The organism is Streptosporangium sandarakinum (genome assembly GCF_050942225.1).
Classification (GTDB): Bacteria; Actinomycetota; Actinomycetes; order Streptosporangiales; family Streptosporangiaceae; genus Streptosporangium; species Streptosporangium nondiastaticum.
Genome location: NZ_CP192034.1, coordinates 98,863 through 120,680, shown reverse-complemented (window position 1 = coordinate 120,680; position 21,818 = coordinate 98,863). Strand labels below are relative to the sequence as shown.

General features: G+C 73.1%; 22 protein-coding genes and 1 pseudogene. 10 read left to right on the top strand and 13 right to left on the bottom strand.

Annotation, left to right across the window (positions count from 1 at the left end):
* Positions 1 to 8 precede the first annotated feature (8 nt).
* Together ACQP10_RS00555 and ACQP10_RS00550 are read right to left on the bottom strand one after the other, a co-directional pair.
* A complete protein-coding gene (locus ACQP10_RS00555) occupies positions 9 to 887 on the bottom strand; it encodes a rhomboid family intramembrane serine protease (protein ID WP_346018216.1) in 879 nt (292 codons plus the stop codon).
* A 183-nt stretch (positions 888 to 1,070) separates the two neighbouring features.
* A complete protein-coding gene (locus tag ACQP10_RS00550) occupies positions 1,071 to 1,607 on the bottom strand; it encodes a peptidylprolyl isomerase (RefSeq protein WP_179821361.1) in 537 nt (178 codons plus the stop codon).
* A gap of 178 nt (positions 1,608 to 1,785) precedes the next feature.
* On the opposite strand from ACQP10_RS00550, the gene ACQP10_RS00545 reads away from it, so the two are divergent.
* Positions 1,786 to 2,358, top strand: a complete 573-nt coding sequence (locus tag ACQP10_RS00545) for a hypothetical protein (protein ID WP_346018217.1) — start codon at positions 1,786 to 1,788, stop codon at positions 2,356 to 2,358.
* Between the two features lie 179 nt (positions 2,359 to 2,537).
* On the opposite strand, the gene ACQP10_RS00540 is transcribed toward ACQP10_RS00545, so the two are convergent.
* The 3 genes from ACQP10_RS00540 to ACQP10_RS00530 form a co-directional block, all read right to left on the bottom strand.
* Positions 2,538 to 3,518, bottom strand: a complete 981-nt coding sequence (locus ACQP10_RS00540) for a GNAT family N-acetyltransferase (protein WP_433540655.1) — start codon at positions 3,516 to 3,518, stop codon at positions 2,538 to 2,540.
* 241 nt (positions 3,519 to 3,759) lie between these two features.
* Positions 3,760 to 5,013 carry a hypothetical protein gene (locus tag ACQP10_RS00535; RefSeq protein ID WP_433540654.1) on the bottom strand — a complete coding sequence of 418 codons (1,254 nt, stop codon included), beginning with the start codon at positions 5,011 to 5,013 and terminating at the stop codon, positions 3,760 to 3,762.
* Positions 5,010 to 5,522 (bottom strand): SigE family RNA polymerase sigma factor, encoded by a 513-nt coding sequence (locus ACQP10_RS00530; protein ID WP_346018220.1) that lies wholly within the window; start codon positions 5,520 to 5,522, stop codon positions 5,010 to 5,012. Before ACQP10_RS00530 ends, ACQP10_RS00535 begins: the two co-directional genes overlap by 4 nt.
* Positions 5,523 to 5,766: 244 nt before the next feature.
* Between ACQP10_RS00530 and ACQP10_RS00525 the strand changes: the two genes are divergently transcribed.
* From ACQP10_RS00525 to ACQP10_RS00505, 5 genes are all read left to right on the top strand, one after another.
* Positions 5,767 to 6,672 (top strand): GNAT family N-acetyltransferase, encoded by a 906-nt coding sequence (locus ACQP10_RS00525; RefSeq protein ID WP_399498730.1) that lies wholly within the window; start codon positions 5,767 to 5,769, stop codon positions 6,670 to 6,672.
* A 198-nt stretch (positions 6,673 to 6,870) separates the two neighbouring features.
* Entirely contained in the window at positions 6,871 to 7,443 is a 573-nt protein-coding gene (locus tag ACQP10_RS00520) for a GNAT family N-acetyltransferase (protein WP_433540653.1), read from the top strand.
* A 337-nt stretch (positions 7,444 to 7,780) separates the two neighbouring features.
* Positions 7,781 to 8,953, top strand: coding sequence for a sensor histidine kinase (locus ACQP10_RS00515; RefSeq protein WP_433540652.1), 1,173 nt, complete (start codon positions 7,781 to 7,783; stop codon positions 8,951 to 8,953).
* Entirely contained in the window at positions 8,950 to 9,084 is a 135-nt protein-coding gene (locus ACQP10_RS00510) for a hypothetical protein (RefSeq protein ID WP_399498727.1), read from the top strand. Before ACQP10_RS00515 ends, ACQP10_RS00510 begins: the two co-directional genes overlap by 4 nt.
* The gene (locus tag ACQP10_RS00505; RefSeq protein WP_179821385.1) at positions 9,075 to 9,743 is read left to right on the top strand and encodes a response regulator; all 669 of its coding nucleotides are present in this window, start codon (positions 9,075 to 9,077) and stop codon (positions 9,741 to 9,743) included. The genes ACQP10_RS00510 and ACQP10_RS00505 overlap by 10 nt, the downstream gene beginning before the upstream one ends.
* Before the next feature lie 145 nt (positions 9,744 to 9,888).
* On the opposite strand, the gene ACQP10_RS00500 is transcribed toward ACQP10_RS00505, so the two are convergent.
* Complete coding sequence (locus ACQP10_RS00500; RefSeq protein WP_246423998.1) at positions 9,889 to 10,266, bottom strand: VOC family protein; 378 nt, start codon at positions 10,264 to 10,266, stop codon at positions 9,889 to 9,891.
* A gap of 221 nt (positions 10,267 to 10,487) precedes the next feature.
* Entirely contained in the window at positions 10,488 to 11,429 is a 942-nt protein-coding gene (locus tag ACQP10_RS00495) for an LLM class flavin-dependent oxidoreductase (RefSeq protein ID WP_433540651.1), read from the bottom strand.
* A gap of 75 nt (positions 11,430 to 11,504) precedes the next feature.
* Here ACQP10_RS00495 and ACQP10_RS00490 point away from each other — a divergent pair, with 75 nt between their 5' ends.
* Positions 11,505 to 12,311 (top strand): helix-turn-helix domain-containing protein, encoded by an 807-nt coding sequence (locus ACQP10_RS00490; protein WP_433540650.1) that lies wholly within the window; start codon positions 11,505 to 11,507, stop codon positions 12,309 to 12,311.
* Here the strand turns inward: ACQP10_RS00490 and ACQP10_RS00485 are convergent.
* The 3 genes and pseudogenes from ACQP10_RS00485 to ACQP10_RS00475 all read right to left on the bottom strand — a co-directional run bounded on the left by ACQP10_RS00485 (position 12,283) and on the right by ACQP10_RS00475 (position 15,469).
* A complete protein-coding gene (locus ACQP10_RS00485; RefSeq protein ID WP_346018227.1) occupies positions 12,283 to 12,702 on the bottom strand; it encodes a hypothetical protein in 420 nt (139 codons plus the stop codon). The two genes, ACQP10_RS00490 and ACQP10_RS00485, sit on opposite strands and share 29 nt — an antisense overlap.
* Positions 12,703 to 13,643: 941 nt before the next feature.
* A pseudogene (locus tag ACQP10_RS00480) lies at positions 13,644 to 14,867 on the bottom strand (RNA polymerase sigma factor); the annotation flags it as partial.
* Between the two features lie 269 nt (positions 14,868 to 15,136).
* Positions 15,137 to 15,469 (bottom strand): YciI family protein, encoded by a 333-nt coding sequence (locus tag ACQP10_RS00475; protein WP_346018229.1) that lies wholly within the window; start codon positions 15,467 to 15,469, stop codon positions 15,137 to 15,139.
* Between the two features lie 330 nt (positions 15,470 to 15,799).
* Here ACQP10_RS00475 and ACQP10_RS00470 point away from each other — a divergent pair, with 330 nt between their 5' ends.
* Both ACQP10_RS00470 and ACQP10_RS00465 read left to right on the top strand, forming a co-directional pair.
* Positions 15,800 to 16,534 carry a DUF998 domain-containing protein gene (locus tag ACQP10_RS00470; RefSeq protein ID WP_433540649.1) on the top strand — a complete coding sequence of 245 codons (735 nt, stop codon included), beginning with the start codon at positions 15,800 to 15,802 and terminating at the stop codon, positions 16,532 to 16,534.
* A 184-nt stretch (positions 16,535 to 16,718) separates the two neighbouring features.
* A complete protein-coding gene (locus tag ACQP10_RS00465; RefSeq protein WP_433540648.1) occupies positions 16,719 to 17,375 on the top strand; it encodes a class I SAM-dependent DNA methyltransferase in 657 nt (218 codons plus the stop codon).
* 111 nt (positions 17,376 to 17,486) lie between these two features.
* On the opposite strand, the gene ACQP10_RS00460 is transcribed toward ACQP10_RS00465, so the two are convergent.
* Both ACQP10_RS00460 and ACQP10_RS00455 read right to left on the bottom strand, forming a co-directional pair.
* Complete coding sequence (locus ACQP10_RS00460; RefSeq protein ID WP_433540647.1) at positions 17,487 to 19,037, bottom strand: serine/threonine-protein kinase; 1,551 nt, start codon at positions 19,035 to 19,037, stop codon at positions 17,487 to 17,489.
* 118 nt (positions 19,038 to 19,155) lie between these two features.
* Positions 19,156 to 20,013 carry a DUF72 domain-containing protein gene (locus tag ACQP10_RS00455; RefSeq protein ID WP_346018233.1) on the bottom strand — a complete coding sequence of 286 codons (858 nt, stop codon included), beginning with the start codon at positions 20,011 to 20,013 and terminating at the stop codon, positions 19,156 to 19,158.
* A gap of 243 nt (positions 20,014 to 20,256) precedes the next feature.
* Between ACQP10_RS00455 and ACQP10_RS00450 the strand changes: the two genes are divergently transcribed.
* Entirely contained in the window at positions 20,257 to 20,853 is a 597-nt protein-coding gene (locus tag ACQP10_RS00450) for a dihydrofolate reductase family protein (protein WP_179821402.1), read from the top strand.
* Between the two features lie 118 nt (positions 20,854 to 20,971).
* On the opposite strand, the gene ACQP10_RS00445 is transcribed toward ACQP10_RS00450, so the two are convergent.
* Positions 20,972 to 21,274 (bottom strand): hypothetical protein, encoded by a 303-nt coding sequence (locus tag ACQP10_RS00445; protein ID WP_346018235.1) that lies wholly within the window; start codon positions 21,272 to 21,274, stop codon positions 20,972 to 20,974.
* Between the last annotated feature and the right edge of the window lie 544 nt (positions 21,275 to 21,818).

Here is a 21,818-nt window from a genome sequence, read left to right as displayed (position 1 = left end):
GTGGATGATCAAACAGGAAGGCCGTACCGCGCCGCGTAGGCGATCGGCGGCAGCAGCACGACCGCCGCCACCAGCAGCAGGAGCACCGCCACGCAGCCGGCCAGCTGGAACGCGTTGCGGTTCCCGCGCGGGGCGTGGACGAGGATCGCCGCCACCGCGACGCCCGCGACCAGACCGCCCAGGTGGCCCTGCCAGCTGATGCCGCTGAGGGTGAACGTGAGCAGCACGTTGATGCCGATCAGCCACAGCACGCCGGTGACGTCGTAGCGGAGCTTCCGGCCCACCACGAACAGCGCGCCGAACAGGCCGTAGATCGCACCCGAGGCGCCCACCGCGTTGATGCCGAACAGGTATATCGCCACCGATCCGCCGAGCGCGGAGAGCAGGTAGAGAGCCAGGAAGCGCAGCGAGCCGAGGCTGCGTTCGAGCTGCGGGCCGATGACGTACAGCGCCAGCATGTTGAACAGGATGTGGGTGATCGAGAAGCCCCGTCCCGGCTGCGCGTGCAGGAACGCGCCGGTGACCAGGCGCCACCACTCGCCCTCGTGGATGGCGGGGGAGAAGGTGGAGAAGGTGGCGATCACCCCCGGGTCGAGGAACTGGGCGCCGTAGGCCAGGACGTTCACTACGAGGAGCGTCCAGACCACGTACGGGGTGCCGACCGGCCTGCCACCGAAGACCGCCTGGGTCCGCCGTACCGTCTTGCCGCCCTCGGCCACGCACTCGGGGCACTGGAAGCCCACCGAGGCGTCCCGCATGCAGTCGGGGCAGATCGGACGCTCGCAGCGCTGGCAGCGCACGTAGGTCTCACGGCCGGGATGGCGGTAACAGGTGGGGACGGCCGCGGTGTCAGCGGTGTCAGGCTCGCCGGGAGGCTGGGTGGTCATGGCGTCTCGCTGCCCCTTCGACCGTGCTGTTGTCCACAGGCTGCCAGCCTATTAAGGATCCGGGGTGTCCGCGCACGCCACAGTGGCCGGGAACGGCCGTACGGCGGGCATGGGTGTCCGCGCCGTGAGGCGGCCGGCGGCCCCGTGCGCGGGGTCGCCGGCCGCCCGACGGTCACGGGCGGATCAGCCCTGGACGCGGTCGATGGTGACCGACTCCAGGACGACCGGCTCCTTGGGCCGGTCACGGGCGTCGGTGTCGGTCTTGGCGATGGCGTCGACGACGTTCTGGCCCTCGATGACCTCGCCGAAGATGGTGTGGCGGCCGTTGAGGTGCGGCGTGGGCACCACGGTGATGAAGAACTGCGAGCCGTTGGTGCCGCGGCCGCCCTGGATGCCGGCGTTGGCCATGGCCAGCAGGTAGGGGCGGTTGAAGAACAGCTCGGGGTGGATCTCGTCGTCGAACTTGTAGCCCGGTCCGCCGATGCCCTGGCCCAGCGGGTCGCCGCCCTGGATCATGAAGCCGTCGATGACGCGGTGGAAGACCGTGCCGTCGTAGAGCTTGTCGGTGGTCTTCTGGCCGGTCTCCGGATGCACCCACTCACGGGTGCCCTCGGCCAGCTCGACGAAGTTGCGCACCGTCTTGGGCGCGTGGTCCGGGAAGAGCTGAACCTTCACGGTGCCGCGGTTGGTGTTCAGAGTAGCGATCAACTTCTCAGCCACGAGGGACTGCCCCCTTCGGGTCTCTTTGTTCACACCCTGTGCGAGGTGCTGTTTTGTGGTCTTGTGATGGCTGCGGCCGGAGCCGGTCCATCTAGCATCCTCCCACGGCCGGTAATGATTGAGCCGCCTTCGATCGGGAAGGGGACGCAACGGGGCCCCGACGACTGGGGAGGTTGATGTGCCTCTTGTACTGCTGAAGAAGCAGAAGATCGAGAAGATCATGCCGACGGACGCACGGTTGATGACGCAGATGAAACTGCAGCAGATGAAGTCTCAGGTCGCGAGTGCCGCCGATCGCATGGCACCGGTGGCCGTCCAGGCCCGGGACATGGCGCAGGACAAGCTCTACGTGGCCCGAGAGTGGGCCGCGCCGAGACTGGACGCGGCCGCTCACTCCGTGGAGGAGCAGCTCGCCCCCAGGGTCAGCGCGATGCTGTCCCAGGCCGCGGCCAAGGTCGACCCCGCACCCAAGGGGAAGTCCCGAAGCTGGCCGATGTTCCTGCTGCTCGCGGGTCTCGCGGTCGGAGCCGCCGGCTTCGCGATGTACCGCAGGAACTCCGAGCAGTGGACCGACATGCTGAAGGAGAACGCCTCCGACGCCTCCCGCTGGGTGAGTGAGAAGACTCACACCGGGACGCAGAAGGCCGGCGAGATGACCGGCAAGACCGCCTCCAAGACCGGCCCCGAGGCGGACGGGCACGCTGACAAGGGCGAAGCCCAGGCGGATCAGGCTTCGAACAAGCTGTCCTGAGAAACGCGAGTGCGGCCCACCCCTCGCGGGGTGGGCCGCACTCGCGTTTCCGGACGCCGGCCGGGCGCCGCCGATCGCGCATCACCGGATTCCCGGCCGGTGCATCCATGACCGCGCCTCACCGGGCCGCGCCGTCGTATCGGGCCGTGTCGCCGCGAACCGCCGGCGGCGGACCGCGGTCAGTCGCCGGACGCCTCACCGGCGAGCCGGAGCACGTAGGTGGTCGTGCGGTTCTCCACCTCGAACCCGGCGCGGGTGTAGACGCCCAGGGCACCGGTCGGATTGTCGGCGTCCACGCCCAGGGCGGCCCGCCGGTAGCCCCGCGCGCGGAACTCCCCGAGGGCGTGGGCCAGCAATGCCCCGGCCACCCCCTTGCCCCGCCACTCCTGCACCGTGCCGATGATCTGGATCCACGCCTCGCGGATCCCGGTGGCCTGGGTGTCCGCCTCGTAGTAGTGGGTGATCAGCACCGCCACGCCCCTGCCCGACCCGTCCTGTACGAGGTAGGAGTCCTCGGGACGGAAGGCGTGCACGCCGACGATGGTCCGTTCCCAGCTCTCCGGGGTGTGCGGGACGCTGCCCCAGTGGTCGGTGAAGGCGGCGTTGCGCACCCCGCGGGCGGCGTCGGCGAGGTCCGCGCGGTAGGGGACGATCCGCAGGCCGGCCGGCAGGACCGCCGGGCGGATCTCCGCGTCCAGGTCGCGGCCCATGGTGAAGAACCACCGGGAGGGGGTCATCCCCGCCGCCCGCATCAGCGCGGTCGCGCCCTCGTTGCCGTCGAAGACGCTGGTGTGGAGTTCGAGGGGACGGCCGGGATGGCGCCGCTCGTGCAGCACCGGCGTGTTGCGGATCGCCCAGTCGAGCACGTGACGGCCGAGGCCCCGGCGGCGGTATTCCGGGTGGACCGCGGCCCACAGGTGCATCCGGTGGGCCGGATCCGCGGCGGAGCCGCAGGCGGTGAGGCCGAAGGCCGCCATCCGGTCGCCGTCCCAGGCGGCCAGGGTGCCCTCGGCCAGGTCGAGCATGGGGTTGTCGAGGTCGTCGGCGAGATCCTCGGCCCCATAGTTCTCCCCGACCTGGTCCACCTTCTCGACCTCGGCGAGCAGCTGCGCCCACCGCTCGACGTCGTCCTCGGTCAACGGCCGCAACTGGAGAGTCATGGGCCGCAAGCCTAGGGGGGCGCCTCGCCGCGCCGCGAGACGTTTTCCGCCGTGCCCGCCGTACGGCCCGCGCCGGGGTGCGCGGGCCGGTCCGGTGACGGGAGCGGGCCGTACGGCGGGCACGGGCCGTACGGCGGGCACGGGCCGGTTCAGCGGGCACGGGCCGGTTCAGCGGGCACGGGCCGTACAGCGGGCACGGGCCGTACAGCGGGCACGGGCCGTACAGCGGGCACGGGCCGGTTCAGCGGCGGGAGAAGACCGGCGCCCAGGCTCCGGGCCGGAGGCTGTTCTCCCGGTAGCCGGTGAGCGGCACGACCGCGCCTCCCCGGACGTCGACGAGGAGCAGCCGGTTGCGGAACTCACTCTTCACGCAGCCGTCGGCCCCCTTGAGCTCGCACGCCCAGGCGATCACGTGTCCGTCGTCGGCCCAGGCGGCGAGTTGCTCGATCCAGTAGCCGTCGACCGGCCTGAGCGGCTTGACCTCGCCGGACTTCATGTCCTTCACCGCGGTGACCGCGGTGCGGTCCGGGCTGTTGGACGCGAGCCACCGGCCGCCGGGTGACAGCCCCGCCGCCTGTTCCCGCTTCACCGGCTCATCCGGGGGCACGGGCCGCGGGACGCCGTCCATGCCGTAGAACTTCTTGGATCTACCGGGGCTGGTCCACTCCCAGATCAGGGTGCCGTCCGCGTTCCAGAAGAAGTCCTGCCTGCTGGCCCCCCCACCATCGCTTTCCACCGCGGCCGGGTGGAAGTCCTGCCGTCCGGCGGCGGGGTCGATGAGGGTGAAGCCGGTCCGGGCCGCCGGAATCACGGTCCAGGCGTCCTTCCCCATGACCTCGACCTGGTCGGGGTCGTCGTCGTAGTTGGTGACCAGCAGTCTCGTGCCGTCCGGTGACCACGACACCGCCCCCGCGGGGTGTTCGAGGTCGAACCACCGCACGTCACCGCCCCGTACGGTCACCACCCCGACCCGGCGCGCCGGGATCGACTCCAGCACCGCGGCGGACTCCCCGCCCGGCGCGGGGTCGAGCCACGCCCAGGGGGTCTTCTCGTAGGTTCCCGAGTCGCCGTCGTAGAGGTGCCAGGTGAGCCGGCGTGCCTCCCGGTTGCCCACGACCTTCTCGTTCCTCCAGGTGTAGTAGGCGTAGACCGCCGTGTCCCCCGCGGCCACCAGGGTCTCGGGCGGCGCGGAGTCCGCGTCCCCCAGGGTCTCCCGGGTCCCCGCCGACGGGCCAGGCGCGGCGGACGGGTCGGAGCCGGTGGCGACGGCCACGGCGGGCGCGGTGCCGTCCGACCCGGGAAAGCCCCCGGCGACCAGGTCCGGCACCGCGAACGCGCCCGCGACGACGGCCGCGGTCGCCCCCGCGACCACCGCGAACGTCCTCACCCTGGAACGCCGCCGCCTCCCCAGCGCCCGCGACGCCAGGTCCGCGGGGACCCGCGCCTCCTCCGACCAGCCGTGGAGGGTCCGCCTGACGAGCTCGTCGATGGTCATCTCTTCGCCTCCCCAAAGATCATGTACGGCTCCCGCAACTCGGGCGCGAGCTGCCGCAGCCTGGCCAGGGATCGGTGGGCGGTGCTGCGGACCGTGCCCACCGAGCAGCCGAGGATTCCGGCGACCTCGGCCTCCGGCAGGTCCTCGTAGTACCTCAGGACCAGGACGGCCCGCTGCTTCGCCGTCAGCTTCGCCAGCGCGCGCCGCATGACGAGCCGCAGCTCCACCCCGTCCGTGCCGTCCGCCGCGGCCCGATCGGGCGGCTCGGGGACGGCCGCCTCCCGGTGCCGCCGCCACCACGAGACCTGCTGGCGGTACATGACCTGGCGGACGTACGCCTCGGGCGCGTCCACCGTCCGCCACCTGGTGACCGTCCTGGTCAGCGCGGTCTGCAGCAGATCCTCGGCCGCGTGCTGGTCACCCCCGGTCAGCAGGAACGCCAGCCGCATCAACGCCGGGGACCGTGCCGAGACGAACTCGCGGAAACGTCGCTCCTCTGCGGCGTCCACGATCACCTCCACTGTGTGGTTACGTCCTACAGACGCGCCCGGGGCGCCCCGCTATGCTCCGCGCCGGCCGCCCGTGAAACCCGCGTTGCCCGAACCGCCGTCGCGCCCCGTCCCGACGGCGGAGAATGCCGGATGTGATGATCGATCCGGCGTGCCGCCCGAATCACCCGGGACCGTCGAGGAAGCGTGTGGACCCGAACCGTCCGGGACCGTCGCGGAGGTGCGAGGAGAGGGAGCCGTACAGGTGAACGACATCGTCATGCGGCCCTGTCACGGTCCCGGCGCGTTGCGCAGGATGCAGGAGCTCGCGTGGACCACCTGGACGTCCGGCAGTCGCTGGCACGTCGGCGGCCTCGCCTGGAGCCGCTGCCGGCACATCGGGCGGGACGGCGAGTGGCCGACCATGCTGTGGGAGCGCGACGGCCGCCCGCTGGCCTGGGGGTGGACCGAACCGCCGGGCGAGCTGCGGCTGCTGGTGCATCCCCGCCATCCCGGGCTGGTGGATGAGGTGCTCGGCTGGTTCGAGACGGTCGCCACCGGCGACACGCTGAGTGTGGAGATCATGGACGGCGAGGGTCCGGTCTCCGCGGCCCTGACCCGGCGCGGCTACCGGCCCGCCGACGGCCTTCCCTTCTTCTTGCGCATGGCCCATGACCTGCGGGAGCTTCCCCCGGTGGAGCCGCCCGCCGGGTTCACCGTCCGGCACGTGCGGGACGACGGCGACGTGCCCGCCCGGGCCGCGGCGCACCGGGCGGCGTTCCGCTCCTCCCGGGTCACCGAGGAGAGCTACCGCGGTGTCATGGGCGCCTGGCCGTACCGGCGTGAGCTGGACTGCGTGGCCGAGGCCCCGGACGGCCGGCTGGTGGCGTACGGCCTGGCCTGGCTGGACGCCGGAAACCACGTCGGGGAGTTCGAGCCCGTCGGCACGCACCCGGACTTCCGCCGGATGGGGCTGGCGCGCGCGGTCTGCCTGGAGGCGATGCACCGGCTGCGGGCGGCCGGCGCGCGGACCGCGGTCGTGCACGTCCGGGGTGACGCGGCCCATCCCGGACCGGCGCGGCTGTACGCCTCGCTGGGTTTCACGGTCATCGGGCGTACGGTCACCTACTCCCGGGACCGCTCACACCGTCCAGGCGGGTCGAGGACGTAGAGCCGCCCGGCCCTCCCCTCACGGAACAGGCGGAACGGCTGGCGGGCCCGTACGGGGCGGGTGAAACGGCCAGCCTGCCCGCGTGAGTGGGCGAAACGGCTGCCGTACCCGCGTGGAGTGGGAGAAACGGCTGCCGCACCCGTACAGAGCGGGCAAAACGGTTGGCGGGCCCGCCTGCCGCCGGACGATGATCGGACCATGAAGATCTTCCTGGAGACCGAGCGGCTGACGCTCCGCGAACTGACCGACGCCGACGCGGACCGCCTGTTCGAGCTCGACGGCGACCCGGAGGTCATGCGCTTCCTCAACGGGGGCAGGCCCACCCCGCGCGAGGAGATCCTGGGCCGGGTGCTCCCCCGGATGCTGCGCCGCCACGACCTCTTCGGGCACCCCGGGTACTGGGCGGCCGAGATCCGGTCCACCGGGGAGTTCATCGGCTGGTTCGAGTTCCGGCCCCTGGTGGAGGAGGACGCCCCGGAGACGGTCGAGCTCGGCTACCGGCTGCGCCGTACGGCATGGGGGAAGGGTTACGCCACCGAGGGGGCGCGGGCGCTGGTGCGCGAGGGCTTCACCGGTCTCGGGGTCGAGCGTGTCGTCGCGCGGACGATGGCGGTCAACACCGGCTCGCGGAACGTGATGGAGAAGGCGGGCCTGCGCCACGTCCGCACCTTCTTCGCCGACTGGCCGGAGACCATCCCGGGCAGCGAGCACGGCGAGGTGGAGTACGCACTGACCGGGGACGAGTGGCACGAGGCGGCCGGGAGGTCCTGACCTCGGCCCGGTCCGAGGACGTCCCGGCGCCCCGGGTCCTCCGGATCGTTCCGGGGACCGGCGCTCCCCCGTGGGAGGGAGCACCGGAATCGCTCTCCTCGGCGATCCCCTGCGAGCGGCGGGCGGCCAGGATCTACGCAGGAGAACACCACCGAGGAGCCTTCCCGATGAGATCCCGCATCCCTGTCCCCACCACCCACGCCCTCCCGTGAGGGACGCCCCGCACGCGGACGACGCCCCGCGCATGAAGGAGTCCCGGCACATGGAGGGGTCCCCGCGACGCCTCCGGCCGACCGGTGTGCCCGAGATCCGGTGGGAGACGGCAGGATTGGGTTCTGTGCCGGTTCTGTCCCGCCTCGGTCCTGTCCGTGACCGCCTGAGGTCGCTGCCGCCTCTGTGGGTGGACGCGACGCTCGCCGTAGCGGTGCTGGTCGTGCAGCTGTGGCCGCTCCTCTCCCCGGACGAACCGCGGGACGAGCCATGGAGCTGGTGGGGGTACGCGGTCGTGGTGGCCGCCACCGTGCCGCTGATGTGGCGGCGCCGCGCGCCCATCGCCACCCTGCTGGCCAGCCTCATGGCGACCGCCCTCTACGACCTCTCGGACGACGTGGCGGCCCAGCCCATCTGGTACGGCGGGCTCATCGCGACCTACACGGTCGCCGTCCACTCCTCCCGGTGGCCGCGCGTCGCCGTACTCCTCGCCACGATCGCCGGGGGCCTGCTACTGGCCGGCTCCTCGGAGACCGCGCTGCGCGGTGTCGTGCTGTTCGTCGCCGCCTACGCGATCGGCCGCGCCTCCGCCGCCTCCCGCGCGTACGCCGCCGTCCTGGAGGAGCGGGCCGTACGACTGGAGCACGAGCGCGTGGTCGAGGCCGAACGGGCCGCCGAACGCGAGCGGGCCCGGATCGCCCGTGACATGCACGACATCCTCGCCCACGCGGTCAGCCTCATGGTCGTGCAGGCCGAGGCCGGCCCGGTCGTGGTCAGAAGCGACCCTGCCCGCGCCGAGGCGGCCTTCGACGCGATCGCCGCCGCCGGGCGCGACGCCATGGTGCAGCTCCGCCGGACGCTGAACGTGCTCAAGGAGGAGGCGGGGCCGCGCACCCCGCAGCCGACCGTCGCCGCCCTGACCGAGCTGGCCGAGCAGGTCTCCGGCGCCGGGGTCGAGGTGGTCTGCTCCGCCTCGGGGGAGCCGGGTCCCCTGCTCCCCGACGTCGAGGTCGCCGCCTACCGGATCACCCAGGAGGCCCTCACCAACGTCGTCAAGCACGCGGGCGCCACCCGCGCCGACGTCCGGCTCCGCTGGGAGGACGACGTGCTCGTGATCGACGTCACCGACGACGGCCGCGGCTCGGCGTCATCGCTCCCCTCCGGAGGGAACGGCCTGGCCGGCGTCCGCAAACGCGCCGAGTCCTGCGGCGGTTCGGCAGTCGCGGGACCCCGTACGGACGGCCCCGGCTTCCGGGTGACCGCGCGGCTGCCGCTGGCGGCCCGGCCGGTGACGGCATGACCGGCGTGAACCCGGCGGGCCACGACATGACCGGCGCGAACCCGGCGAACCGCGGCGTGACCGGCGTGAACCGGACCGATGGCGGCGTGACGGAGAAGAACGGGGAGAACGGAGTGACGGCATGGCGGTGAGGGTCGTGGTCGCCGACGACCAGGAGCTGGTGCGCGCGGGGTTCGGGATGATCCTCGGCGCCCAGCCGGACATCGAGGTCGTCGCCGAGGTCGGTGACGGCGCCGCGGCCGTCGCGGCCGTCCGCGAGCACCGGCCGGACGTGGTTCTCCTCGACATCCGGATGCCCGTGATGGACGGCATCGAGGCGGCCGGGATCGTGTGCGCGGAAAGCGACTGCAAGGTGCTGATGCTCACCACGTTCGACCTGGACGACTACGTCTACGACGCGCTGCGGGCGGGTGCGAGCGGGTTCCTGCTCAAGGACGTCCGCCGCGACGACCTCGTGCACGCGGTCCGGGTCGTCGCGGCCGGGGACTCGCTGCTCGCCCCGGCCGTCACCAGGAAGCTGATCACCGAGTTCGTCTCCCGGACGGCCCCGCGTCCCGCCGCGCCGTCCGCCGAGCGGCTCGCCGTGCTGACCGCCCGGGAGCGGGAGACGCTCCGGCTGATCGCACGCGGACTGTCCAACGCCGAGATCGCCGAGACCATGGTGGTCAGCGAGCACACGGTCAAGACGCACGTCAGCAACGTGCTGACCAAGCTGGGCCTGCGTGACCGCGTGCAGGCGGTGATCGCCGCCTACGAGACCGGGCTCGCCGTCCCCGGCGGCCCGGCGTGAGCAGGGGCCGTGGCGACCGGTCCCTGCTACCGCTTCCAGAGGCGGAACGGGTGACCGGCGAGATCGGGGTGGACCCGCACGCCCGCTACCGCTTCCAGCCGCGGAACGGGTGACCGGCCGGGTCGGGGCAGACCCCGCACGCCCGCTACCGCTTCCAGAGGCAGAACGGATGACCGGCGGGGTCGAGGTAGACCCGCACGTCGTCCTGCGGCTGGTAGGTCGCGAGGGTCGCCCCCGCGGCGACCGCGTGCACCCCGGCGATGTCCAGGTCGTCCACCTCGATGTCCAGGTGCATCATCATCTGCTGGTCATCGGGCCCCGCGGGCCATATCGGCCGGACGTGGTCCTTCTCGGTCTGGAAGGACAGCCCGGCGCCGCCGCCGGGCGCGGCGAGTGAGACCCAGTCGGGCGAGTCCCGCCGAACCTCCCATCCGAGCAGCATCCGGTAGAAGGACGCCAGCTCCCGGGCGTCGGGCGCGCCCAGCACCGTGGCCGTCAGCGTCATCCGCAGCGTCTCCGTCATCCGGCCTCCCTGTGTTCCGCTCCCTGTGTCCCGGCTCCCGCGGCATCCGTGGCGGGGCCCGGCCACCGGCCCGTGCGGGCCGCCCGGCCGGTCCGGTGCCCCGTTGCCATACCCGGGGCCGCCGCCTCCTCACCTGGAGTCACACGGCTCCGCGTCCTGCCCGGCCGTTCCGGCCCGGCTCCACCCCGTCCGGCCGCCTCCGGCCGGGTCAGCGCGACCGGTCATCGTCCCGCCGGGACCGGGCGGACGATCTCGGCGACCCGTTCCAGCTGTTCGAGCTGCGCGTCCATGTCCGGCGCGGCGAGGCGGCAGACCAGGTGTTCCGCGCCCGCCTCCAGGTAGCGGCCCAGCGTGGCGGCCACGTGATCGGCCGGGCCCGCGACCATCGCCTGGATCGTCCGCGCCACCTCGTACGGCACGCCGTAGACGGACCGGCAGTAGGCGTCGAGCTCCCGTTCGCCCCGCGCCACGTCACCGGTGACCAGGACCGTGACGAACAGCGCCGGGGTGACCGCGCCGGCGGGCCGTCCCGCCTCCGTGGCGGCGCGCCGTACCGTGGCCAGGCCGGCGCGGTAATCGTCGGGGTCGGGCGGGTAGGGCAGCCAGCCGTCGTAGCGCCGCCCGGCGTGCACCAGGGCCGAAGGGCTCGCCCCGCCCAGCCAGATCGGCGGGCCGCCGGGCCGGTGGGACGGGGTGGATTCGGGCAGGTCGTCGAAGCGCAGTACCGCGCCGTGGAACGCCCGCTCGCCCGACCACAGCGCCCGCCACAGGGCGACCGTGTCGTGCAGCCGGCCGAAGCGGCGTTCCCAGGGCACCTCCGACACGGCGTACTCGATCTCCGACCGGCCGGGGAAGCCCGCGCCCACGGTGACGATCAGTCGGCCCGCCGAAAGATGGTCGACGGTGGCGAGCTCCTGCGCGGCCAGGACCGGCCTGCGGAAGGCGGGCAGCAGCGCTGCGGTGCCGAGCGTGACGCGCTCGGTCGCCGCTGCGAGGGCGGCGAGCGTGGCCAGCGGTTCGGCACGCGCGCCGATCAGGGTGTCGTTGGCCCAGACCGAGTCGTATCCGAGCCGCTCGGCGTGGAGCCCGAAGTCGAGGAGCCGCCGGGCATCTTTCCACTGACTGTGCTGGGTGGGGAGCAGGACCCCGAGTCGCGTGTTCACAGCGGGGATCGTGCTCCCCGAGGGGAATGCCGGCAATTCCCCGGAGGGAATGGACGGCCTCGGCACACTGGATGCGTGGACTTCCCCCAGACGCTGCGCGCGGCCCGGCGGGGCCGGCACCTCAGCCAGCTCGACCTCGCCCTGCGCGCCGGCACGACACAGCGCCACCTCAGCTTCATGGAGAGCGGCCGTTCCCGGCCGGGCCGGACCATGGTGGTACGGCTCGGCGAGTCGATGGAGCTGCCGCTCAGGGAGCGCAACGAGCTCCTGACCGCGGCCGGATACGCCCCCGTCTACCCGCGGACCCCGCTCGACGACCCCGCCCTCACGCACGTGCGCGCCGCGCTGGGGCACATCCTGACCGGCCACCTCCCCTATCCCGCGGTCGTGGTGGACGCCGATCACGAGCTGGTGCTGGCCAACGACGCGTTCGGCCTGCTCACCGAGGGCATCGCCGAGCATCTGCTGCGCCCGCCGGTCAACGTGCTGCGCCTCTCCCTGCATCCGCAGGGGCTGGCGCCGCGCATCGTGAACCTGGCGCAGTGGGCGCGGCACATCCTCGACCGCGTTCCCCCGGGTGACCTGCGCGAGGAACTGTCCGGCTACGTGCCGCACGCCGAGCCGGGGCACGACCACGTGGGCTTCGCCGTACCGGTGCGGCTGCGCTCGGCGCACGGTGAGCTGCGGCTGACGACCACGATCACGACGTTCGCGACCGCGCTCGACGTGACCGTAGCGGAGCTGAAGCTGGAGGCGTTCCTGCCCGCCGACGCGGCCACCGCGGCGGTGCTGGCCGGCGGCTCCCGGGCGGCGGACCATGGGAACGGCCCCGGGACGGCGCGCCGGCCGGCCGTCACCCGGGGAACTGGTAGTCGGCGGTGATGCGGCCCTCACCGTCGAGGACGAGGATCTCCAGACCGCCGCCCAGCGCCTCGCCGCCACCCGCGGGCGCCATCTCCCAGGTCAGCTTGACGACGTCGTCCAGACGGACGGGCTCACCTCCCTGCCGGAAGACGAACTCGCCCGGGGCGACGAACTCCTCGTAGGCGCGGCTCACCCGGACGTCGATCTCGTCGTGCCCACGGGCCCGGAGCGTCGAATGGTCGAAGCCCAGCTTCGCGGCGGCCTCCCGGATCTCCTCGGACGGGTGCAGGACGTGGACGCCGTCCTCGGCCCACAGCTCCTCGATCGTCTTGCGGCGCAGCCCTCCGTCCGGCTCGTTCCAGAGGGCGACGTAACGTTCGGTCAGCTCCCGGACGCGGATGTCGGTCACCGTTCCTCCTCGGCTGGTGTGTCGGCGTTCCCGTGTTCCGGTCCCACCCTGCGACCGGGGCCGCCGACCGGCAATTCCCCACGGGGAATGAGCGGCCTGTACGGCGTGGCGGAGCCCGGCGGGAGCACGGGCGGCGATCTGTTCGGATGGGCGGCCCCCGAGACGGTACGGCGTCGCCGCTACCTGGCGCGGAGCCGGCCGAGGGTGTGGCCGGTGGCCTGCTTGAACAGGTACTCGGCGCGCTCGTAGGAGAGTCTGCGGCGGCCGGTCTCGGGGCACAGGTCGCCGGGCGCCGGAGGACGGCCCGGCCCCGGTCTGCGCTCGGACAGGAACAGCGGGCCACGGCGGCGGTCCGCGACGAGCCCGGGGAGCAGTTCGGCGACGCCGTCCCCCCAGCGGATCCAGCCGGACCCGCCGGCCGTCCGGGCACGCCTTCCGGCCAGGTCGAGGTTCTCGACGTCGAGCGCGAGCACCGGGCCGACGCCCGCCGCGCTCTCGTGCAGCAGCAGCCACAGGACGCGCTCGCGCAGCGCGACGTCCGGTCGCTCCCCCAGCGCCTCGACGCACGACCGGTCGATCGGGCGGATCCGTCCCCGGGGCTCGTACCGGCGGCCGAGCCCGGCGGCCAGATCACCGTCCGGCCCGCCGGCCGGCCGGCCCTGTGCCGCCGCCCAGGCGGAGAAGGAGCGGACCGCGCCGCGGTGCCGGTTCCACGTCGCCGGCGCGGCGCTCCCCCAGGCCGCGGCGAAGATCCGGGCCACCCGCCCGGCGTCGATGTCCGCCAGCGGGACGTCGTCGCCGATCTCGCGGCGCAGGCGGCCCATGGTCTGGCCGTAGGAGCGGACGGTCGCGGCGTCCAGGTCCTCGCGGGCGAGGAAGTCGTCCGCCGCCTCGCCCAGGGTGACGGTCCCGCCCGGGGCCGCCCGCACGGCCGCCGCCGCGTCGGCGCAGGCCGCGGCGCGTTCCAGGAGGACCGTGCGTTCGGGCACGTTGCGGGTGAGCGCGGCGGCGCGTTCGAACTCGCGCCGGGCCTCCTCGTGACGGCCGAGTCTGGCCAGCAGGTCGCCGCGCACGCTGGGCAGGCGGTGGTAGCCGCCGAGCGCCGGCTCGCCGGCCAGCGCGTCGACGGCGGCCAGACCCGCCTCGGGGCCGTACGCCATGGCCAGCGCGACCGCGCGGTTGAGCCGTACGACGGGTGTGGGCAGCACCCGGATCAGCACCTCGTACAGGTCGGCGATCCGCTTCCAGTCGGTCTCCTCCGCCGTGGCCGCCTGCGCGTGGCAGGCGGCGATGGCGGCCTGGAGCACGTATGGTCCCAGGGGGCCACCGCACTTCCTGGCGCGCAGCAGGGCCTCGAAGCCGCGGTGGATGAGGAGCCGGTCCCAGCGCCCGCGGTTCTGCTCGTGCAGCGCGAGGGGCCGGCCCGACGGGTCGTTCCGGGCGGCCAGCCGGGACGCCTGGAGCTCCGTCAACGCGACCAGGCCGTGCGCCTCGGCCTCGCCCGGCGCGAGCCCGGCCAGCAGGCGGCCCAGGCGCAGCGCCTCGTGGCAGAGGTCCCGGCGCGTCCAGTCCTCGCCCGCGGTCGCCGCGTACCCCTCGTTGAAGACGAGGTAGACGACCTCCAGTACGGACGACAGGCGCGCCACCCGGTCCGGGCCCTCCGGGACCTCGAAGGGGACCCGGAGGTCGGCGAGGGTGCGCTTGGCGCGGACGACGCGCTGCGCGACGGTCGCCTCGGAGACGAGGAACGCGCGGGCGATCTCCTCGGTGCGCAGGCCGCCTATCAGCTTCAGCGTCAGGGCCACCCGGGACTCGGTGGACAGCGCCGGATGGCAGGAGACGAACATCAGGCGCAGGACGTCGTCGCCCACCTCGCCGTCGAGGACGCCGAGGGCCTCGTCGACGCCGTCCTCGCCGGTGTCCGGCCGGGTGGCGAGGTCGTGGGCGAGCAGTTCGTTCCCGCGTTCGTGCCGCTCACCGCGCCGCAGGTGGTCGACGGCGCGGCGCTTGGAGACGGCCATGAGCCAGGCGCCCGGGTTGTCCGGCACTCCCGCCTGGGGCCACTGTTCGAGGGCGGCGAGGAGCGCGTCCTGAGCGAACTCCTCGGCCAGCCCCACGTCGCCCACCATCCGGACGAGCCCGGCGATGATCCTCGCCGACTCCATCCTCCAGACCGCGCCGACCACGCCGCGGGCGTCCCCGGCCCGGCTTCCGTTCCCGGCCTCGCCTTCGGTCCCGCTCCCGTTTCCGGCCCCGCCTCCGCTCCCGCTCCCGCTCCCGGCCTCGCCTTCGACCCCGTTCCCGTTTCCGGACGTCACCTGCCCGTCTCCGCTCCCGTCTCCGTTTCCGGACGTCACGCGTCCATCCCCGTTCCCGTTCCGGACGCCAGGTGCCCGATCATCGGCGGCACCCGGCCGGGCACGCAAGCGCGGGCTCAGCCCTGCGGGCCGAAGACCTGCTGGATGTGGCCCTCACCGTCACCGATGATCTTCCAGAAGCGACGGGACATCTCGACGGCCTCCTCCTTGGAGCGCGTCTCGATGAGCGCGAAGCTCACGATCGCCTCCTTGGCCTCGGTGAACGGCCCGTCGGTGACGGTGATCTTCCCGCCGGACGCCGAGAGGTGGATGCCGGCCGGGTCCAGGCCCCCGGTGGCGAGCAGCACTCCCGCACGGGTCATCTCCTCGACGAACGCCGCCATCTCGGCCATGACCTCCGGGGTCGGAGGAGCCGCGTCGACGCCCTTGGTGGTCATCAGGAACCGCATCGTCGTATCTCCCTCGTTCGCCGGGCTGTCATGCCCGGCTTTTGTACCGGACTCCACCGGGGTGACCGATTCTCTCCGGTCTCCGGCTACGCGTCGAACGAGGCGGGCGGATATCGACATCCGGTGCCCGACCTGGGAGACCGCGCGATGTGACAGGGAACGCCATGTGACAGGGAACGCATGACGTCGCAGGTCAGTACGGGCCGGACGCGCGACGGCGCGGCGGTGTCGAATCCGCCCCGCCCCGTTCGACGCGTCAGCGAGGCCGGACGGAAGCCGGCCGCTCGAACACCCCGGCGGAGAACCCGCCGCAGGAGAGGAAAAGCAACCATGACCGCCGTCCGGCCCGCCCCCGCCGTCCCCGCCCGCCGCACCACCCGCGCCGGCACCGCCGAACGGTCCGAGGCCGCCGCCCGGCCCGGTGCCGCCGCCCCGGCCACGCGTCTCCTGCTCGCCTGCCTGGTGGCGGCCACGCCTGTCTTCGGGTTCGTGTCGCTGGCCCAGGTCTTCACCCGCGAGGGCTTCGACCTGCTCCGCCACCCGCTGAGCATGCTCAGCACCGGCGACCTCGGCTGGATCCAGATCACGAACTTCCTGGTCTCCGGCGCGCTGATGATCGCCGGGGCGGCAGGGCTCCGCCGCGTCATGCGCGGCACGCCCGGCGGGACCTGGGCGCCCCGGCTGCTCCTGGTCAACGGCGTCATGCTGGCCGTCGCCGGGGTGTTCGTCATGGACCCGGGCGACGGCTTCCCGGTCGGCACCCCGCTGGGCCAGCCGACGGCCATGAGCTGGCACGCCATGGCGCACATGGCCGCCGGATCGGTCGCGTTCACCGCGCTCATCGCCGCCTGCTTCGTGCTGGGCCGCCATTTCTCCCGCGCCGGCCGTACCGGTTTCGCCGTGGCCTCGCGGGTCAGCGGCGCCGCCCTCCTCCTCGGCAACGGCTGGGCGATGTCGGGCGGACGCGCCGGTTCCCTCACCCTGTGCGTCGGCGTGCTGGTCGCGATGGCGTGGGCCGGCGTGGCCGCGGCGGACCGGCTGGCCGCGCTCCGGCGGGCCGCCTGACGCGGAACCGCGGGACCGCGGGACCGCGGGACCGCGGGACCGCGGGACCGCGGGACCGCGGGACCGCGGGCCGTACCGGGGCCGGGATCCGGGGCGTCCCGGATCCCGGCCCCGGTACGGCCGGCCCGTATCCGGCCCGAGCACGACCGGCCCGCGCGGACGGGGCGGGCTACGATGGCCGGCCATGATCGAACCGGACTTCCTGAGCGCCACCCGCACCGCCTACGACGCGGTCGCCGACACCTACGCCGAGCTCATCAGCCCGAAGTTCGCGAGCACACCGCTGGTCCGCGCGATGATCACTCCGTTCGCCGAGCTGGTCCGGGCCACCGGTGGGCGGGTCGCCGACCTCGGCTGCGGCCCTGGCCACGTGACGGCCCACCTGAGCGCCCTCGGGCTGGACGTCTTCGGCGTCGACCTGTCCGCGGAGATGGTCGCCCTGGCCCGCCGTACCCATCCGGAGTTGCGGTTCGAGGAGGGCTCGATGTTCGCCCTCGACCTGCCGGACGAAGCGCTCGGCGGCGTCCTCGCCAACTACTCGATCATCCACACCCCGCCGGAGCGGGTTCCCGAAATGCTCGCCGAGTTCTCGCGGGTACTGGCCCCGGGCGGCCACCTGCTGGTCGCCTTCCAGGCCCACGAGGACCCCTCGGCGGCACCGGAGGCGTTCGACCACACCGTGGCGCTCGCCTACCGCTGGTCGCCCGACCACGTCTCCCGCCTGCTCCGCGAGGCCGGGATCGCCGAGGTGGCCCGCATGGTGATCTCACCGGACGAGGACGAGAAGCGGGGGTTCCCGCAGGCGTTCGTGCTGGCCCGCAAACCGGCCGCGCTCGGCTAGGCGCCGTCTCGTGGACGATCCCGCCTGCCGCGGTCGTCCACGGAACGGAACCCGGGGACGACGTCTCCTTGGACCGGGCCCACGCGGTGAGGCCCGGTCGATGCTTCCCGGTCAGTCCCGCGGCATCATCCGCAGCACACTGCCCTTCACGCTCGCCGTCAGGTAGGCGGCGCCGTAGCCGTCGGAGACGTAGACGAGGAGGACCGGTTGGCCCCCCGCGAAGACCCAGCCGCCCTCCGCTATCACGTAGTGGCCGGTCGGACGGGTGATGCCGAGCTTCCGGTCCGCCGTACGCAGCAGCGCCGGAAGCGCGTCCCAGTTGAACGACTCCGGCTTCACCCGCTTCTGGAGCGGCGTCACGGTGCTTCCCTTGATCCGGTTCACCTGACCGTCCCGGTAGGTGTAGAGGTCGTAGAGCTTCTCATTGCCGGGGACGAGGGCCTGGGCCACCACGTGCTCGTCGTAGACGACGAATCCCACGAAGTCGGTGCCGCCCGTCGCCTTCCTCAGCACCTTGATCACCTCCCTGACCCGGCGCGGGTCCAGCAGCGTTCCGGAGCCGGTGTTCTCCTCCGGCTCGGAACCGGTGCTCTCCTTCGGCTCGGGGGCCGCGCTCCTTCCGGCCCGCTTCGTGCCGGCGGCGACCGGGGTGCGCGCGGAGCCGCCGGTGGGCTGTGACGCCGCCGGGTCCGCCCCGTCTCCGAACCCGCCCGGAACGTTGAGGAGGACCACGGCGGTGAGGACCACGCTGAGCGTGACGGCCCCGGCGACCGTCACGGCACGGAGCCGGCGTGGGCCACCGCGCGACACCGGAAGTGCGGGGTGCGTGTTCGAGGCCGGGTCGGCCGCCCAGCCCAGCATCCGGTCGAGCTCCGCGGCGGGCGGGCGGGCGGCGGGGTCCTGCGCCAGCAGGGCCGCCAGGACGGGCGCCAGCGGGCCGGCCCGGCGCGGAGGCGGGACGTGGCCGTTCAGCACGGCCGCGAGCGTGGCCATGGTGGTCTCGCGGCGCATGGGGTGGTACCCCTCCACCGCCACGTACAGCAGCATGCCCAGCGACCACAGGTCCGAGGCGGGGTCGCCCTCCCGGCCGCGCAGCCGTTCCGGCGCGATGTACTCGGGTGAGCCGACCAGCTGACCGCTGGCCGTGAGGCTGGGCGCGTCGTGCAGCGCCGCGATGCCGAAGTCGGTGAGCACCGGGCTGCCGTCGTCGCGCAGCAGGACGTTCGCCGGTTTCACGTCGCGGTGGCAGATTCCCGCCGCGTGAGCGGTCCACAGAGCGGCCAGGACGCCTCTTCCCAGGCGCGCCGCCTCCGCCGGCGTCAGCGGCCCCTCCGCCAGACGGTCCTGCAGCGAACGGCCACGCACCAGCTCCATGACGATCCACGGGTACGCCGTCTCGCCCGCGTCCACGATGTGGTGGATGGTCACCACGTTGGGGTGGTTGAGCCGGGCCAGCGCCCGCGCCTCGCGCAGCACCCGCTCGCGCAGCATCCGCACCCTGCCCGGATCGTCCTCCGTCGCACCCGACGGACGGACCTCCTTCAGGGCGACCTCCCGGTGGAGGGCGAGGTCGTGGGCGCGCCACACCGTGCCCATGCCACCGCTTCCCAGCCGCTCCAGCAGCTCGAAACGGTTGTCGATCAAAACCCGCCCGGACGTCACGGCAGACAGCCTAGAGCCCGCACAAGCGGGCGGAAGGGGCAAATGACCACTGTCGCCGCGCCGAAGCCGCCGAACGAGACGGACACGGGCGGCGCGGGAGGCGCGGGAGGCGCGGTGGTCAGAAGAGGGTCAGCGGTTCCGCCGGCATGGGTTCGGGGAGCGGTTCGACCTCGGGCAGGTGGGCCCGTACCTCGTCATGGAAACGGCGGGCGAGCATCAGCGCGTCGGCGTTGTCGGGCGTGTGGATGAACACGGTCGGCGAGCGGCCTTCGCGCAGCCATTCGACGACCGTGCCGACCCACGGCCGCCAGCCCTCGACCGTGCGCTCGGCCGAGTCCCGGCCGAGGTAGCGGATGATCGGGCGGTCGGTGAGGGCGACCGACCGGCGCGGCAGGCGCGGCTTCCTCGTCCAGGCCTCCCGCTCGGCGTCGCTGGTCGGAGGGCTCCGGAAGAGGGCGGTCGTGTCGAACGGGACCCACTCGGCGCCCACGCCGCCGAGGACACCTTCGAGCAGCCGCCCGGCGCGCTCGTCCTCGAAGAACGCGCGGTGCCGAACCTCGACGGCGTATCTGTGCGAGCGGGGAAGCCCGCGGAGGAAACCCGCCAGGACGCCGAGGTCGGCCGGGGCGAACGACCCGGGAAGCTGGACCCAGAGGGTCTCGGCCCGCGGCCCGAGCGGCTCGATCGCCTCCAGGAACGCCGCCAGCTCCTCGTCGGCGCCGGGACCGGTGAGGCGGCGCTCATGCGTGATCGACTTGGGCAGCTTGGCCACGAAGCGGAAGTCCGGGGAGGTCTGCCGCGCCCACGACTCCACCGTGCTCCGCGCAGGGGTCGCGTAGAACGTCGTGTTGCCCTCCACCGCGTCGCACCAGGTCGCGTACGCCCGCAGGCGCTCGCCGGGCGGGAGCGGGTGGGGCAGGAAGCGCCCCTGCCATGGCGTATGGGTCCACATCGCGCATCCCACATGAAGCCGCATGCCCCGACGCTATCCGAACCCGTCTCCCGCGCCCGAAACCGCCGACAATCATTTCATCCTTGACAAAAAAAGTTGTCGGAGCATAGTCTCTGATCACACGGAACGCCGCGGCCGGGGAGACCGGTCAGCGGGGTTCCGCCGGACCCGCCGGGCGGGCGGCCTCGCGACCGGAACGACCGCGGAGCCGCCCGCCCGGCGGACGGGCCGGCCACCTCGACGACACAACCCGAAGGAGCACCTCCCATGCGCATCCTGGTCAGCGAGTTCATCAGCCTCGACGGCGTCGTGCAGGCACCGGGCGGGGTCGACGAGGACACCGACGGCGGCTTCGCCCACGGCGGCTGGTCGCACCAGTTCTTCGACCCGGAGGTCGTGGGCGGCTCCTTCGACGACGCGCTGAGCAACGCCGAGGCGCTGCTGTTCGGACGCCGCACCTGGCAGACGATGGCCGCGGCGTGGCCCGGACAGGCCGGCGACCCGTTCGCCGACCGGATGAACTCCATCCGGAAGTACGTCGTCTCCGACACGCTGGGCGAGAACGACCTGACGTGGAACAACACCGCGCTCATCCCCGGCGGCGAGGCGGTCGCCCACATCCGGAAGCTGCGCGAGACCGAGGGCGGCGACGTGGTCGTCATGGGCAGCCCCACGCTCGTGCGCGCCCTCCTGCGCGAGGGTCTGGTCGACGAACTCCGGCTCGTGGTCATGCCGGTTCTCCTCGGCGGCGGCAAGAAGATCTTCCCGGACGACGGCGCGCTGCGCGCGTTCGAGCTGGTCTCCACGACCACCGGCGGCGCCGGCGCGAACGTGTGCGTCTACCGGGCGGCCACCGGGAAGTAGACCGCACCGGGCGGCGCGCCCGCCCCGCCCGCAGCGCTCGCGGTGCCCGCGGTGCCGCCCGCGGGAGATCCGGGCCGGACCGGGGACGACCGCACCCGGCCCGGCCCGCGGCCTTCTCTCAGTCCTCGCCGCGGTAGCCGCGCAGCTCGCGGCGGGCCCGGTGACGGCTCCGGCGGCGCTCCTCGCGCCGGAGGTGGTACCACTCCCGGTTGCCGCCCCTGGTGAGGTTGCCGAACACGTAGTGGGCCGGGCCGCCCCAGTGGCAACCGGCCGCGCGGCGGCTCAGGGACGCGCCGCCGGCCGTGATCTCGTCCGGCAGCGTGCAGTGCCCGAACCGGTGGTCGTGTACGGGGAGGCAGGTCACCATCGGTGTGTCGGCCATCCGCACCCACCAGGGCCGGGTCTTGTCGGTCTTGCTCATACGGTCACCTTTCGGCTCCGTGACACCCCGGGATGGGGCCGTCACAAGACCGGATGCACCGTGATCACCTCCGATGTCGCGCGTGACGCGCCGGAACCGCGTGCTTCCCCGCGACGCGCCGAGCGCGGGGACGGCCGAGCCGGTGGGGGCGACGGCGAGACCGACGCGATGTACGCCCCGGAGCCAGGCTACCGCCGGCGGCCATGACGGCCGATGGCGATGACGGCCGATGGTGACGGCTGGCGGTGGTGACGGCTGGTGGTGACGGCTGGTGGCGATCCGCCGCCCGGACCGGCGCGAACCCGCGCATATTCTCGGGACCGAAATGGCGATCCGCCGCCTGACCTGGTGCGGCCTCGGACATATCCTCGGACCGAAATCACGGCCCCGCCGCGCCTCTCCTCATTTTTGTGATCTTCATGCATCACCAATCCCGACAATCATCCATATATTATCAAATATAGAACATACAAGATATTTACTGGCATATCCGCAAAGGTTAGGAAAACGCGAGTCACGGGTGATGCCGTTCTGGTGTACTGGG

What these genes read in the sequence shown, in the direction of transcription:
- ACQP10_RS00505 (WP_179821385.1), top strand. Translation starts at nt 9,075, where the DNA reads ATGGCGGTGAGGGTCGTGGTCGCCGACGACCAGGAGCTGGTGCGCGCG.
- ACQP10_RS00555 (WP_346018216.1), bottom strand. Translation starts at nt 887, where the DNA reads ATGACCACCCAGCCTCCCGGCGAGCCTGACACCGCTGACACCGCGGCC.
- ACQP10_RS00455 (WP_346018233.1), bottom strand. Translation starts at nt 20,013, where the DNA reads ATGCGGCTTCATGTGGGATGCGCGATGTGGACCCATACGCCATGGCAG.
- ACQP10_RS00510 (WP_399498727.1), top strand. Translation starts at nt 8,950, where the DNA reads ATGACCGGCGTGAACCCGGCGGGCCACGACATGACCGGCGCGAACCCG.
- ACQP10_RS00470 (WP_433540649.1), top strand. Translation starts at nt 15,800, where the DNA reads ATGACCGCCGTCCGGCCCGCCCCCGCCGTCCCCGCCCGCCGCACCACC.
- ACQP10_RS00465 (WP_433540648.1), top strand. Translation starts at nt 16,719, where the DNA reads ATGATCGAACCGGACTTCCTGAGCGCCACCCGCACCGCCTACGACGCG.
- ACQP10_RS00535 (WP_433540654.1), bottom strand. Translation starts at nt 5,013, where the DNA reads ATGACCATCGACGAGCTCGTCAGGCGGACCCTCCACGGCTGGTCGGAG.
- ACQP10_RS00450 (WP_179821402.1), top strand. Translation starts at nt 20,257, where the DNA reads ATGCGCATCCTGGTCAGCGAGTTCATCAGCCTCGACGGCGTCGTGCAG.
- ACQP10_RS00520 (WP_433540653.1), top strand. Translation starts at nt 6,871, where the DNA reads ATGAAGATCTTCCTGGAGACCGAGCGGCTGACGCTCCGCGAACTGACC.
- ACQP10_RS00500 (WP_246423998.1), bottom strand. Translation starts at nt 10,266, where the DNA reads ATGACGGAGACGCTGCGGATGACGCTGACGGCCACGGTGCTGGGCGCG.
- ACQP10_RS00540 (WP_433540655.1), bottom strand. Translation starts at nt 3,518, where the DNA reads ATGACTCTCCAGTTGCGGCCGTTGACCGAGGACGACGTCGAGCGGTGG.
- ACQP10_RS00475 (WP_346018229.1), bottom strand. Translation starts at nt 15,469, where the DNA reads ATGCGGTTCCTGATGACCACCAAGGGCGTCGACGCGGCTCCTCCGACC.
- ACQP10_RS00445 (WP_346018235.1), bottom strand. Translation starts at nt 21,274, where the DNA reads ATGAGCAAGACCGACAAGACCCGGCCCTGGTGGGTGCGGATGGCCGAC.